This is a genomic window from Roseivivax sp. CAU 1753 (genome assembly GCF_054482575.1).
The window spans coordinates 657,515-670,650 of sequence record NZ_JBTLRF010000001.1 but is presented as its reverse complement, the minus strand read 5'-3'; the positions used below and the strand labels follow the sequence as shown (position 1 = coordinate 670,650).

Genomic DNA, 13,136 nt, shown 5'->3' with positions numbered 1-13,136 from the left:
GCGCAAAATTTCGCGAATGCGGGATTGCCTGACCTGACTTGCCCCGCAAAACGCCCTAGAGTCCCGACATGTCAATCTGGTCCCGCATTTCCCAAGCCCTTTCCGCGCTCGCTCAGGGCGACAGCCTGTCGTCTGTGTTCGAGCAGCTGCGCGCGCCGCCCGAACGCTCGGTCGCGTTCACCATTGCGGTGATCGCGCTGGCGGCGAAGATGGCCAAGGCCGACGGGCAGGTGTCGCGCTCCGAGGTGGCGGCCTTCCGCGAGGTGTTCCACATCGCCCCCGAGGACGAACCGGGGGCGGCGCGCGTCTTCAACCTCGCGCGGCAGGATGTGGCCGGGTTCGAGGAATACGCCGCCCGGATCGCGTCGATGTTCAAGGGCGACGCGATGGTCCTGTCGGACCTGATGGAGGGGTTGTTCCACATCGCGCTGGCCGACGGCACCTACCACCCCAAGGAAGACGCGTTCCTGACCCGGGTGGCCGAGATATTCGAGCTTTCGGCGACCCGGTTCCGCGCCCTGCGCACCCGCTATGCCCCGGACGCGGCACCCGACCCGTATGCGGTTCTGGGGGTTGATCCGGACATGCCGCTGGACGACATCCGCAAGGCCTGGCGGGCCCTCGTGCGCGATGGTCATCCCGACCGCATGATCGCGCGCGGCCTTCCCGAAGAGGCGGTCAAGATGAGTGAGAAGCGGCTGATCGCCATCAACCGCGCCTGGGAGGACATTTCAGGCAAACACGCGGCCTGAACCCGCGAAAGGGGGGCCTGATGCGCATCGCGACCTACAATGTCGAATGGTTCGACGCGCTGTTCGACGACAAGGGCCGACTGCTTGACGACGGGGCATGGTCAGGGCGCCGCGAGGTGACCCGCGCCGAACAGATCGCCGCGCTGGCCCATGTGTTTCGCCGCATCGACGCCGACGCGATCATGGTGATCGAGGCCCCGGACCACAACAAGCGGCGCAGCACCGTGTCGGCATTGCAGACCTTCGCGGCGGCCTGCGATCTGCGCACCACCCACGCGCGGATCGGGTTTCCCAACGCCACCCAGCAGGAAATCGCGCTGCTGTTCGACCCGGAAGTGATCGCGGCGGTGCATGCGCCGGTCGATACGCCCGACGCGCCGCGATTCGACCGGGTATTCGACATCGATCTCGATATTGACGAAACGCGCGACGCGGTCGTGTTCTCGAAGCCACCGTTCGAGGTCGCGCTGCGCTATCGCGACCGGGTCGATGTGCGATTGATCGGCGCGCACCTGAAGTCCAAGGCCCCGCACGGCGCGCGCAACCGCGACGAAATGATGCGCCTGTCGATCTCGGCGCGGCGCAAGCAGCTGGCCCAGGCGATCTGGCTGCATCGACGGGTGGTTGGCCATCAGGCCGCGGACCAACCGGTGATCGTTCTGGGCGATCTCAACGATGGTCCCGGCCTCGATGAATTCGAGGCGCTGTTCGGGCGCTCGTCGCTCGAGATCGTCATGGGCAAGGGCAGGGATGCGCTGTTCGACCCCCATGCGGTGCAGGCCCTGTCGCAGAAGATCGCCGCGCAACCGGCGACGGCCCGGTTCTACATCGCCCCGGAAAAGCGCTATTTGCAGGCGCTGCTCGACTATATCCTGGTGTCGCCGGACCTGCGCGACAAGGCGCAGGGATGGCGCATCTGGCATCCTTTCGACGACCCTGAATGCTGGAATGACGAGATGATGCGCGAGTCGCTGTTGCTGGCCTCCGACCACTTCCCCGTCACGCTCGACCTCGATCTCTAGGCTTGGGATCGCGGTGCCAAGCCCCTATATTCAGGCCATGAACCGTATTGCCCTGACCGTTGCGCTTTGCCTTGCCCTGTCGCCCGCCCAGGCACAGGATGCCGAGGAGGAGCGCGGCTCGTCGCTCATGGAACGCGGCCTGTCGCTGTTCTTCGACGGCTTGATGAAAGAGGCAGAGCCCGCCCTGACCGAATTGCAACGCCTGATGGACGAGCTTGAGCCCGCGTTGCAGGACTTCGCCTCCGAGATGGGCCCGGCGTTGCGCGACCTGCTGGCCGAGGTCGAGGATTGGTCGGTCTATCACCCGCCCGAGATGTTGGAGAACGGCGATATCATCATCCGCCGCAAGACACCGGACGAGCTGCCCCGGCCCGAGGATACGCCCGACGGCATCGAGCTTTGATCCGGATGTCCGTCGCGCGGGTGGGCCGATAAGGCCTCAGCGCGCCCGGGCGCTGTCACACCCGACGCCGCACCGCCCCTGCGATCAGCGCCGTTTCGAGGGCACGATCACCACGCTGGTCTCCGCGCCAAGCGCTTTGGACAGGTTCAGGAACCGCGCCTCGGCGACCTCGCCGAACAGCGGGGCGGCATCTTGCGACAGCTTCAGCGTCAGGTGCTTCTTGCGCGGCTGCCATTGCATCCACGCGCCGCGCTCCTGCTCGGACATCCACAGCATCGCGCCGAATCTCAGGGCCTTGCCGAGGATCTCGGCCTCCTGGATGTCGCGCTCGGCGATGATCGAGGCCATCGCCTCGAAGCGGGTCCCTTCGCGCTTGTTGCGATAGCGGTGCAATAGGGCCAGGCCCAAAAACACGCGCTCTTCGTGCTTCAGCCCGCCAAGGTTCGCCCGCGTAGCGTTGTCGAACACCGTTTCGGCGCGGTAGTCGGGATGCGCGCGCCAGCTGACGTCGTGCAGCAGGCAGGCGGCCTTGACGATGCGCAGTTTGGCGGGCCGAGCGCCGGAAAACAGCGGCTCGACGAAGTCGAACAGCCGCCGACCGTAGCCGGGCAGGCGGGCATCCTTGATTTCGGCGTAATGGCAGCTTTCGATCAGCGGATCGCGGTCGCGCAGCTTTTGCGGCATCTGCTCGAACAGCATGCCCTCGCGGATGCCGTAGGACGAAATCGCGATATCCTTGGGCTTGAAGGTCTGCACCAGCCGCTTGAGCACCTCGGCGGCGTAGGGCACCAGCGACATGCGCGCATTCGAGATGCCGACCCGCTGGCGCAATTCCTCGATGTCGTGGCGGGCGATGTATTTCAGGGTCTCGCGGACCGCCGCGGAATCCATGCGGTATTCGTGCAGAACGTGCAGCGGATAGCCGCGCCGTTCCATATCGACGCGCGCGATGGCCCGCCACGATCCGCCGACAAGGAACAGGCGATCGCGCTGCGTGCCCATTTTGGCCTCGAGCCGGGCCATGGTGTCCTTGATGACCGCGTCGCGGCCCTTTTTCCCGCCCTTGACGTCGATCAGCTTCAGCGGACCGAGGTCGGAGGTGACGCGGCGTCCAACCTGTCCGCCGGATATCTCTGCCAGTTCCATCGAGGAGCCGCCGATGTCGCAGACCAGACCATAGGATCCGGGCCAGCCCAGAAGCACGCCCTGCGCCGAAAGCCGCGCCTCTTCCTCGCCGTCGATGACGAAGATCTTCAGCCCGGTCTCGCGTTTCACATCCGCGCAGAATTCGGGCCCATCCTCGGCCGAGCGCACCGCCGCCGTGGCCACCGCCGACAGTTCCGTGCCCATGCCGCGCGCCAGAAGCTGGAACCGCCGGATCGCGTTCAGCGCGCGCACCCGGCCTTGCGGATTGAGCCGCCCGCTTTCGCCCAGACCCGCGCCAAGGGCGCACATGACCTTTTCGTTGTAGAAATAGGCAGGCGATCGGGCCGCGCCGTCAAAGACCACCAGTCGGACCGAGTTCGATCCGATGTCGACGACCCCCACGCGGCTCAGCGCCCGCACATCGGGATCGGCGAACAGCGGGCGTCCGAACGGCCCCCAGTCGGCGTGTTCGGGCTCGGGGGGTCGATCCATTGCGCAGCCTTGCGGTTGTCTATGCGTCCGCGCGACAGTGGCGCAGGCGGACCCGAAGGTCAAACCTGTCTGCGCAGGCCAACACGTTTTTCCGGCATGCCACGACCCTGCCGGACCAAGGCCGACACCAGAGCCTGCGCAGGTCCGGGCGAGACGCGGTCAATCCGGGCGACATGCGGCGCTACCGCCGGGATATCAACGTTTAGTGGCGCAGTTTTGGTTGCACAATTGCGATAGTCTTGGTGGCTATCGGGCGGCATACCGGGCAAATTCCAGGAAGCCATATCACAAAGCGAACATTCTTGCCCTTTTCGGCCCTTTCCCCGACCGACCGCAAAAATACCGGATGGCGCATCCGAATTTGCGTGTCGCCGTCATCCCGTCATGCAGGCCACGATGTCCCGGACCAGGGCCGAGGCCGCCGGGGCGGCCCCGGGGCTCCGGTTCAGGCGGTCAGTTCGTCGTAGCATTCCAGCGCCTTGGCGGCATACATCATCGCCGGGCCTCCACCCATCTGGATCGACATGGCCAGAACGTCGCTGACCTCCTTTCGGGTGGCCCCGGCATTGACCAGCGCCTCCACATGCAGCGAAATGCAGGGCTCGCACCGGATCGCGACGGAAATGCCAAGGGCGACGAATTCCTTGGTCTTGTAGTCCAGCGTGCCACCTTCCTTCACGGTCTTGCCCAAGGCATGGAAGGCCCGCGCGGTGTCCGAGATCGCGCCGTTGAGGTTGCGCAGCCCGTTGCGGGTCTCGCCGATCTTGTCTTTCCAACTCATTATCTGGTCTCATCCTGATACATCTTCGGGTTCCCTATGCGGTGCGCTTGGCGCAAGCCTTGATCCCAGTCAAGTACGGCGCGTAACAGCCCACGGCGTGACCTTTTTTCGCGTTGCCCCGGGGCTGCCCGCGCCGCCACCCCGTGCCCGCCCCCGTCGGTCCCGTGACGGGCGAAACGCGCTTTGCGGTCCGGACGATCAAGCCTGTCTCTGGCGGTCAGTCGTGCCCCAGCTTCGGCACATCCCCGGCCCCCGCGGAGCCGCGACCGCTGAGCGACGGGTTTTCCATGAAGAAGCGGTGGCAGCTGAAGGCAAACGCGCCTTCCGCCACCTGGGCGCGCTCGAAATGGCCGTCGGGCTGCATCACCCAGCTTTGCGCCACATCGGCGAGGTTCGCTGCGATGATCTGGCTGACGATCTGCGCCTTTACGGTGCGGTTGTTGATCTCGAGCAGGGTCTCGACGCGCCGGTTCAGGTTGCGACCCATCCAGTCCGCCGACGACATGAAGACCCGCGCCTTGTCATGCGGCAGGCCGTAACCGTTGCCAAAACACGCGATCCGGCTGTGTTCGAGAAAGCGCCCGACGATGCTTTTGACGCGGATGTTTTCGGACAGACCCTCGACGCCGGGCCGCAGCCCGCAGATGCCGCGCACGATCAGGTCGATCTTCACCCCGGCCTGGCTGGCGCGGTAAAGCGCGTCGATCATGTCCGCCTCGATCAGCGAATTGATCTTGGCCCAGATCATCGCGGGCCGCCCGGCGCGGGCATGGGCAATCTCGGCCTCGATCAGTTCGAGCAACTTGGGCTTCAGGGAATGCGGCGACAGTGACAGGTTTTCCAGCCCCTCGGGGTTGGCATAGCCCGACAGGTAGTTGAACACCTTGGCCGCATCGCGCCCCAGCGCCGGATCGCAGGTGAAAAAGCTCAGATCCGTATAGATCTTGGCGGTGATGGGGTGGTAGTTGCCGGTGCCCCAGTGGGTATAGGTGACCAGTTTGTCGCCCTCGCGGCGGACCACCGTGGCGATCTTGGCGTGGGTCTTCCAGTCGAGGAACCCGTAGACCACATGGGCGCCCGCGCGTTCCAGACGGCGCGACTGGCGGATATTGGCAGCCTCGTCGAAGCGCGCCTTCAGCTCGACCAGGGCGGTGACCGACTTGCCGTCTTCCGCCGCCTCGCACAGCGCCTCGACGATGGGTGACCGTTTCGAGGTCCGGTAGAGCGTGTTCTTGATCGCCACCACGTTCGGATCGCGCGCCGCCTGGTTCAGAAAGCGCACCACCATGTCGAAGGTTTCATAGGGGTGGTGCAGCAGCATGTCCTTCTGGCGGATCGCCGCGAACATGTCGCCGTCATGGTCCTGCACACGTTCTGGCACGCGGGGCGTGAAAGTCGGCCAGAGCAGGTCGGGCCTTTCGCTGAGGACCAGTTCGCTGGTGTCGGCGACGCCGATCATGCCCTCAAGCTCGATGACCTCGTCTTCCTTGACGTGCAATTCGCGCATCACGATGTCGCGCAGGCCGCGCGGCGCGCCCGTCGAGACGGTCAGCCGCACCACTTCGCCCCGGCGGCGACGTTTCAGCGCCACCTCGAATTCGCGCACCAGGTCTTCGGCCTCTTCCTCGACCTCGAGGTCGCTGTCGCGCAGCACGCGGAAGCCGAAATGGTCCTTGACGCTGTAGCCGGGAAACAGGCTGTCGATATGCAAAAGCAGCACGTCCTCGACAAAGCACAGCCGATGCGCGTCGGGTTTCGAGGGCAGCCGCACGAACCGGTCGATCTGCGACGGGATCGGCAACAGCGCCTTGAGGATATTGCCGTCCTTGTTGCGCTTGAGCTCGATCGCGAGGCAGTAGCCCATGTTGGCAATAAACGGAAACGGATGCGCGGGGTCGATGGCCAGCGGCGACAGCACCGGAAAGATCGTGTCGAGAAAGGTCTGCGACAGCGCGCGGCGGTCCGCCTTGGTGATCTGATGCGCCGACAGGATCGATATGCCTTCGGCATCCATCATGCGCCGCAGTTCCTGCAGCACCTTCTGCTGGCGCGCCATCAGATCACGCGCCACCTCGTTGATCTTGACCAGCTGCTGCGCGGGCGTCAGGCCATCGGCGGCGGGCGTGGTGTTGCCGGCCTGGGCCAGTTCGCGCAGACCAGCCACGCGCACGGTGTAGAATTCGTCGAGATTGGACGCCGAGATCGACAGGAAACGCACCCTCTCGAGCAGCGGCACCCTTGGGTTCTCGGCCTCTTCCAGCACGCGCCAGTTGAACCCGACCCAACTGAGTTCGCGGTTGAAGAACCGTTGCGGGCTTTCGGGGTCGAAGCCTTCGATGCGGCAGGGCGCCGGCCTCGGGGCATTGAGGAAATCTGCGTTGCTCATGGATGCCTCGCTTGGGGTTTCTTGTGCTCTGCCCCTTGTCCGTTCCGATCGCCGTCTTCGTCGTCCACAGACAACGCGTTCAGGACCTCGATGGCAAGGTTTCGCGTCACCTTCCGCCTGAGCCCGAGCGATCGGGCATCCAGCGCCTCGACCACGTGCCGCGCCATCTCGAACGACCGGGGCATGTGGTGGGTGAGATAGGGAATGACCGTGGCCGACGGCATGATGCGCCGGTCGTGCAGCAGCTTGGCCAGCACCCCCGCCAGCAGCACATCATCCGGCTTGTCGAGCCGGGCGACCGGCGTGGCCTCCATCCGGCTGGCAAGATCGGGCAGCGTCAGCCCCCAGCGGGACGGCGGCTGCGACGCGGTGACCAGCAGCGGGCGGCCCTCGGCCAGGGCCAGGTTGTGCAGGTGGAACAGCGCCTCTTCGGCGGCGGCATCGCCCGCGATCCGATCGGCATCCTCGACGCAGACCGGCATGCGCGTCAGGCTCGGGATATCGGCACGGGTCAGGCCCGAGGCGGGCAGGATGCGCGCCCCGCTTTCCGCCGACCAGACATGCGCGAGGTGGGTCTTGCCCGACCCCGGGGGGCCGACCAGCAGCAGCTTGCCCGAGGGCCAGCTTGCCCATTTGTCGATTTGCGCCACGGCCAGTGCATTGGCCTCGGTGACAAAGAAGTCACCGCGGCCCAGTGCCGTGCGGGCGGGCAGGATCAGGGGCAATTGTTCGGCCATGATCTAGAAGTCGCGACCGCTTTGACTGACCTTGTCGCCCAGATACAGGCGGCTGGCCTTGTAGCGCGTGACCAGGAACCGCGCGATGACCCCCAGGCTTGCCGCGACGGGGACCGCGACCAGAAGCCCGACAAAGCCGAACAGCGTGCCGAAGACCGACATCGCAAGCAGCAACCAGACCGGGTGCAATCCGACGCTGTTGCCGACAAGCTTGGGCGTCAGGAAATTGCCTTCGATGAACTGGCCCGACTGAAAGATCGCCCAGACCGCGATGATCCAGACCCACTCGCCCCAGAACTGGAACAGCGCCAGCCCGATGGCCAGTATGCCGCCGAAGATGGCCCCGATATAGGGAATGAAGGTCAGCATGCCCGCGATGACCCCCACCACCAGCCCGAACTGCAGGCCGACCAGCATCAGCGCGGCGGCGTAATAGACCCCGAGGATCAGCGACACGGTGCCCATGCCGCGCACGAAGGACGACAGGACATGGTCGATGTCGCGGCCCAGTTGCCGGATCGTGTGGACATGGTCGCGGGGCAGAAGCTCGTCGATCCGCGCCACCAGCCGATCCCAGTCCAGCAGCAGATAGACCGACACCACCGGCACGATCACGAACAGCAGCACAACGTTGAGCAGGGATGCGGCGGAACTGAGCGCGGTCTGCAGCAACTGGCCGCCGCGATCGCGCACGGTCTGGCTGACCTGGATCAGCGTTTCGCGCACCACGCCATCCTCTGCCATGAGATCGGGAAAACGGGTGGTCAGGAAGCTCAGCAGATTGCGCGTCAGTTCGGGCGCAACCTCGATCAGCTGACCGGTCTGGCGTACCAGCGTCGGGATCACCAGCAGCGCCATCATCACGAAGATCAGGATCGCGAATATCGTGATGATCGCCGTGGCCACCCCGCGCGAGGTGCCCGCGGCCTCCAGCCGGTCGGCGATGGGGTCGAGGAAATAGGCGATCGCCGCGCCAAGGATGAAGGGCAACAACACATCGCTCAGAAGCCACAGCAGGGCCGCCAGGATCACGAACGTGATCCCCCAGTATTTCAGCTGGTCTCCTACCGGTAGGTTCATATGTCGGGTCTTGCCTGTCGGGTCGCTTCACTTTCGGCGCAAACGCCGCTTTCCGCAAGGGCAGGGACGGCGATGCCGCCCGTTGCCCAGAAGTGGGATGTCATATCGACCGGCCACAATGTCAATGCGGCGCTGTGCCAGACCGCGCCGGATATCCCCGGCGCATCGTCCGTCCCTGCAGTCTTTCAGGATCGGCGCGGTGGCTCTGCCTGCCGGACCGGGAACCGCAGGCCTTGTGCCTCTCAGGCGCCCCACTTACACCCTTGGCCAACGAATTGACGCTTGAGAAGGAGCGCGCGCATGCGCCTGACCCGATATTTCCTGCCGGTCCTGAAAGAGACGCCCGCCGAGGCGCAGATCGTCTCGCACCGGCTGATGCTGCGCGCGGGCATGATCAAGCAGGCCTCGGCGGGGATCTATTCCTGGCTGCCCCTGGGCTACAAGGTGCTGAAGAACATCGAGACCATCGTGCACGAGGAACAGGCCCGCGCGGGTCACATCCCGATGCTGATGCCGACGCTGCAATCGGCGGAGCTGTGGCGGGAATCGGGGCGCTACGACGCCTATGGACCCGAGATGCTGCGGATCACCGACCGGCACGCGCGCGACATGCTCTACGGTCCCACCAACGAAGAGATGATCACCGACATCTTCCGCAGCCACGTGTCGAGCTACAAAGACCTGCCGATGACGCTTTACCACATCCAGTGGAAGTTCCGCGACGAGGTGCGGCCCCGCTTCGGTGTCATGCGCGGCCGCGAGTTCCTGATGAAGGATGGCTACAATTTCGATCTCAGCAAGGACGATGCGCTGCACGCCTATAACCGCCACCTGGTCAGCTATCTGCGCACCTACGAACGCATGGGGCTGCAGGCGATCCCGATGCGCGCCGATTCGGGACCCATCGGAGGCGACGACACGCATGAATTCCTGGTGCTGGCCGAGACCGGCGAATCCGAGGTCTTCTATGACAGCGAGATCACCGATCTGAAATTCGGCGACCGCGACATCGACTATGACAATGTCGCGCAATGCCAGGCGGTGCTTGAGGAATTCACCTCGCGCTATGCCCGTACCGACGAAACGCACGATGCCGCCGTTTTCGACGGGGTGCCCGAGGCGCGCCGCCGGCAGGCACGCGGCATCGAGGTCGGGCAGATCTTCTATTTCGGCACCAAGTATTCCGATGCCATGGGGGCCCGCGTGGTCGACCAGGACGGCAATCGCGTGCCGGTGCACATGGGCAGCCACGGGATCGGCGTGTCGCGCCTCGTGGGGGCCATCATCGAGGCCAGCCATGACGACAAGGGCATCATCTGGCCCGAGGGTGTGACGCCCTTCCACGCGGGGATCGTGAACCTCAAGCAGGGCGACGCCGAGGCGGATGCAGCCTGCCAGGCGCTCTACGATTCGCTGGTGACGCTGGGTCTGGAGCCGCTTTACGACGATCGCAACGAAAGGGCGGGTGCCAAGTTCGCCACCATGGACCTGATCGGGCTGCCCTGGCGCATCACGGTCGGTCCGCGCGGGCTGAAGAACGGCGTGGTCGAACTGACCTCGCGCCGGACCGGGATCAGCGAAGAGATGCCGCCGGAGCAGGCAATCACCCGCATCGCGCAGATCTACGGGCGCGCCATGTGACCCGCCATGCGGACGGTTTCGCCCCGGGCCGTGCCCGAGGCGACCCGCGCGCGCCGACGCGGCGCGCGTGGCCCGTGGCACCGGTTGTGCCTTAACGCGTGCGGGCGTGCCGGATGTTGGGTGTCGATTGCGTTTTTTGCGAAAGGTGAAGCCGAACCGGTCCGTTCACTGTGCAATCCCGCGGCGCGGAGTGGCCGATGCCGAAACACCGGAGCGGCAAAACGGCGCCCGCCGGGACGCCCCGGTGCACGGACTTTTGGTGCACCGGTTTTTGCTGGCGGGCCTTTGGCGCGCTTCCGGTTGAAGCCGCGGGGTGTCAGGCGGCGTTCTCGATTTCCTGCACGACGTCGTTCACCACCTTGCTCAGCAGGCCTTCGTCCTCGCATTCCGCCATCACGCGGATCAGCGGTTCGGTCCCGGATTTGCGGATCAGCAGCCGGCCTTTGGTGCCGAGCGTGGCTTCGGCCTCCAGGATGCAGGACTTGACCTTCGGCAGGTCGAGCGGCGCGGCCCCCGGTGCGTAGCGCACGTTTTTCAGCAGTTGCGGAACCTTGTCGAACATCTGGATCAATTCGTTCGCGGGGCGGCCCGAACGGACCATTTCGGACAGGAATTGCAGGCCCGCCATCAGCCCGTCGCCGGTCGTGGCGTAGTCGGTCATCACGATATGGCCGGACTGTTCGCCGCCGAGGTTCCAGCCGCCCTTGCGCATGGCCTCGACCACGTAGCGGTCGCCGACGCCGGTGCGCATCAGTTTCAGGCCGCGCCCCTCGAGGAACCGCTCGAGGCCGAGGTTGGACATGACCGTCGCCACCAGAGTGCCGTCGCGCAGCCGCTCTTCCTCGGCCCAGCGGGTCGCCATCAGCGCCATGATCTGGTCGCCGTCGGCGATGTTGCCCTTGTTGTCGATCAGGATCACACGGTCCGCATCGCCGTCGAGGCAGATGCCGACATCGGCGCCTTCGGCCAGCACCCGCGCGGCGGCGGCCTCTGGCTTGGTCGAGCCGCAGCCGTCGTTGATGTTGTAGCCGTTGGGCGACACGCCCATGGCGATCACATCCGCGCCCAGTTCCCACAGGATCTCGGGGGCGGCGCGGTGCGCGGCGCCATTGGCGCAATCGATGACCACCTTCACGCCGTCGAGGCGCATGCCATTCGGAAAGCTGGACTTGACCCGTTCTTGGTAGCGGAAGCGGCCATCGTCGATCCGCTTGGCGCGACCGATATTTCCCGCCTGCGCCGGGGCGACGCCGGCCTCGACCAAAGCCTCGATCTCAAGCTCGGCCTCATCGGACAGCTTGAAGCCGTCGGGGCCGAAGAACTTGATGCCGTTGTCTTCCGCCGGGTTGTGGCTGGCCGAGATCATGATGCCGAGATCGGCACGCATCGACGGCGTCAGCAGGCCCACCGCAGGGGTCGGCACCGGACCCAGCAGCAGCACGTTCATGCCGGTCGAACAGAGCCCGGCGGTCAGGGCGTTTTCGAACATGTAGCCCGAGCGGCGGGTATCCTTGCCGATCACCACGCGGTGCACGCCCGCGCGTTCGCGCCGGAAATAGCGCCCCGCGGCGGCCCCGATCATCAGCGCCAGTTCTGCCGTCATCGGATAGGTGTTCGCGGTGCCGCGCACGCCGTCCGTGCCAAACAATTTCCGTGTCATGTCCCGTGTCCCGTTACTTCGTACCAAAGGGTCATTGCCTGCGCGGTCTCAGCCACGTCATGGACCCGAACTATCTGAACGCCCTGCGCAATACCGGCCAGGGCAACCGCAATCGACCCGGGTGCGCGGCGTGCCGCGAGCGGTTCATTTGACAATGTGCCGATAAAACCCTTTCGCGACGCGCCAAGCAAGATCGGGCAGCCAAGCCCGTGAAAAACAGCGAGATTCCGCAACAACTCAAGGTTGTGCGCGACGGTCTTGCCAAAACCGATGCCGGGATCGACGACGATACGGTCGCGGGGCAGGCCAAGCGCCGTCAGGCGGTCGATCCGGGCCGCGAGGAAATCGTAGATGTCGAGGGTCACGTTGCCGTAGCGGGGATTGGCCTGCATCGTTTCCGGAGCGCCCTGGCTGTGCATGACGCAGATCGGCACCCCCCGTTGCGCGGCAAGGGCGGCCATCGCCGGATCGAAGTCGAGCCCGGAGACATCGTTGACCAGCATCGCACCGGCGGTGAGCGCGGCCCGTGCCACATCGGTCTTGCGGGTGTCGACCGACAGAACCGCGCCGCAGGTTGCGGACAGGGCGCGAAACAGCGGCAGGATGCGGGCAGACTCGATGTCGGCGGGAACCTGCGTCGCGCCGGGCCGGGTCGATTCGCCGCCGATGTCGATGAAGGCCGCGCCCGCGGCCGCCATGGCGTGGGCATGGGCAAGGGCGGCGTCCCGGCTGTCATGCTGACCGCCGTCGGAAAAGCTGTCCGGAGTGGCGTTGAGAATGCCCATGATCTGCGCGCGATCCATGGCCACGCCCGCCACGGCGGCGCGCGGACGGGTCAGCGCCTGCAATTGCGCGGGCGGCACGTCCAGCGCGGCCATTCGGAGCGGCGGCGCGTCGCGGGCCAGTCGTTCGACATGGGTGAACCAGCGCGCGGTGCCCGCAAGCGACAGCGCGGCGTCCGGCCGGGCCGGGTCGGATGACAGCAGGGGGCGATAATAGGCGTCCATGCCGCGAGCCCTAGCCATAGCGTGGCGTC

At 65.7% G+C, this 13,136-nt stretch carries 11 protein-coding genes; 4 read left to right on the top strand and 7 right to left on the bottom strand.

The features are described from left to right. The first annotated feature begins 68 nt into the window (after nucleotides 1–68). The 3 genes from ACXYMN_RS03035 to ACXYMN_RS03025 are packed head-to-tail and all read left to right on the top strand — an operon-like array spanning nucleotide 69 to nucleotide 2,177. Nucleotides 69–752, top strand: a complete 684-nt coding sequence (locus ACXYMN_RS03035) for a TerB family tellurite resistance protein (protein WP_459011939.1) — start codon at nucleotides 69–71, stop codon at nucleotides 750–752. Between the two features lie 20 nt (nucleotides 753–772). Next, the gene (locus ACXYMN_RS03030; protein WP_459011938.1) at nucleotides 773–1,774 is read left to right on the top strand and encodes an endonuclease/exonuclease/phosphatase family protein; all 1,002 of its coding nucleotides are present in this window, start codon (nucleotides 773–775) and stop codon (nucleotides 1,772–1,774) included. Between the two features lie 37 nt (nucleotides 1,775–1,811). Beyond that, nucleotides 1,812–2,177: a hypothetical protein gene (locus ACXYMN_RS03025; protein ID WP_459011937.1), complete on the top strand. Its 366-nt coding sequence runs from the start codon at nucleotides 1,812–1,814 to the stop codon at nucleotides 2,175–2,177. Between the two features lie 84 nt (nucleotides 2,178–2,261). Here the strand turns inward: ACXYMN_RS03025 and ACXYMN_RS03020 are convergent, their stop codons facing one another. The 5 genes from ACXYMN_RS03020 to ACXYMN_RS03000 all read right to left on the bottom strand — a co-directional run bounded on the left by ACXYMN_RS03020 (nucleotide 2,262) and on the right by ACXYMN_RS03000 (nucleotide 8,799). Next, the gene (locus tag ACXYMN_RS03020) at nucleotides 2,262–3,815 is read right to left on the bottom strand and encodes a Ppx/GppA family phosphatase (RefSeq protein ID WP_459011936.1); all 1,554 of its coding nucleotides are present in this window, start codon (nucleotides 3,813–3,815) and stop codon (nucleotides 2,262–2,264) included. 445 nt (nucleotides 3,816–4,260) lie between these two features. Beyond that, a complete protein-coding gene (locus ACXYMN_RS03015; protein ID WP_459011935.1) occupies nucleotides 4,261–4,596 on the bottom strand; it encodes a carboxymuconolactone decarboxylase family protein in 336 nt (111 codons plus the stop codon). Between the two features lie 217 nt (nucleotides 4,597–4,813). Continuing rightward, entirely contained in the window at nucleotides 4,814–6,982 is a 2,169-nt protein-coding gene (locus ACXYMN_RS03010) for an RNA degradosome polyphosphate kinase (protein ID WP_459011934.1), read from the bottom strand. Next, entirely contained in the window at nucleotides 6,979–7,719 is a 741-nt protein-coding gene (locus tag ACXYMN_RS03005; RefSeq protein ID WP_459011933.1) for a P-loop NTPase family protein, read from the bottom strand. Before ACXYMN_RS03005 ends, ACXYMN_RS03010 begins: the two co-directional genes overlap by 4 nt. A 3-nt stretch (nucleotides 7,720–7,722) precedes the next feature. After that, nucleotides 7,723–8,799 carry an AI-2E family transporter gene (locus ACXYMN_RS03000; RefSeq protein WP_459011932.1) on the bottom strand — a complete coding sequence of 359 codons (1,077 nt, stop codon included), beginning with the start codon at nucleotides 8,797–8,799 and terminating at the stop codon, nucleotides 7,723–7,725. Between the two features lie 300 nt (nucleotides 8,800–9,099). On the opposite strand from ACXYMN_RS03000, the gene proS reads away from it, so the two are divergent. After that, nucleotides 9,100–10,440: a proline--tRNA ligase gene (gene proS, locus ACXYMN_RS02995; protein ID WP_459011931.1), complete on the top strand. Its 1,341-nt coding sequence runs from the start codon at nucleotides 9,100–9,102 to the stop codon at nucleotides 10,438–10,440. A 316-nt stretch (nucleotides 10,441–10,756) separates the two neighbouring features. Here the strand turns inward: proS and glmM are convergent, their stop codons facing one another. Continuing rightward, a complete protein-coding gene (gene glmM, locus ACXYMN_RS02990; RefSeq protein ID WP_459011930.1) occupies nucleotides 10,757–12,100 on the bottom strand; it encodes a phosphoglucosamine mutase in 1,344 nt (447 codons plus the stop codon). Beyond that, the gene (gene folP, locus ACXYMN_RS02985) at nucleotides 12,097–13,125 is read right to left on the bottom strand and encodes a dihydropteroate synthase (RefSeq protein WP_459011929.1); all 1,029 of its coding nucleotides are present in this window, start codon (nucleotides 13,123–13,125) and stop codon (nucleotides 12,097–12,099) included. The genes glmM and folP overlap by 4 nt, the downstream gene beginning before the upstream one ends. Between the last annotated feature and the right edge of the window lie 11 nt (nucleotides 13,126–13,136).

Excerpts from the sequence above, each read along its gene's own strand:
- ACXYMN_RS03025 (WP_459011937.1), top strand. The coding sequence starts at position 1,812 with ATGAACCGTATTGCCCTGACCGTTGCGCTTTGCCTTGCCCTGTCGCCC.
- ACXYMN_RS03005 (WP_459011933.1), bottom strand. The coding sequence starts at position 7,719 with ATGGCCGAACAATTGCCCCTGATCCTGCCCGCCCGCACGGCACTGGGC.
- ACXYMN_RS03030 (WP_459011938.1), top strand. The coding sequence starts at position 773 with ATGCGCATCGCGACCTACAATGTCGAATGGTTCGACGCGCTGTTCGAC.
- glmM (WP_459011930.1), bottom strand. The coding sequence starts at position 12,100 with ATGACACGGAAATTGTTTGGCACGGACGGCGTGCGCGGCACCGCGAAC.
- ACXYMN_RS03020 (WP_459011936.1), bottom strand. The coding sequence starts at position 3,815 with ATGGATCGACCCCCCGAGCCCGAACACGCCGACTGGGGGCCGTTCGGA.
- proS (WP_459011931.1), top strand. The coding sequence starts at position 9,100 with ATGCGCCTGACCCGATATTTCCTGCCGGTCCTGAAAGAGACGCCCGCC.
- ACXYMN_RS03015 (WP_459011935.1), bottom strand. The coding sequence starts at position 4,596 with ATGAGTTGGAAAGACAAGATCGGCGAGACCCGCAACGGGCTGCGCAAC.
- ACXYMN_RS03035 (WP_459011939.1), top strand. The coding sequence starts at position 69 with ATGTCAATCTGGTCCCGCATTTCCCAAGCCCTTTCCGCGCTCGCTCAG.
- ACXYMN_RS03010 (WP_459011934.1), bottom strand. The coding sequence starts at position 6,982 with ATGAGCAACGCAGATTTCCTCAATGCCCCGAGGCCGGCGCCCTGCCGC.
- folP (WP_459011929.1), bottom strand. The coding sequence starts at position 13,125 with ATGGCTAGGGCTCGCGGCATGGACGCCTATTATCGCCCCCTGCTGTCA.
- ACXYMN_RS03000 (WP_459011932.1), bottom strand. The coding sequence starts at position 8,799 with ATGAACCTACCGGTAGGAGACCAGCTGAAATACTGGGGGATCACGTTC.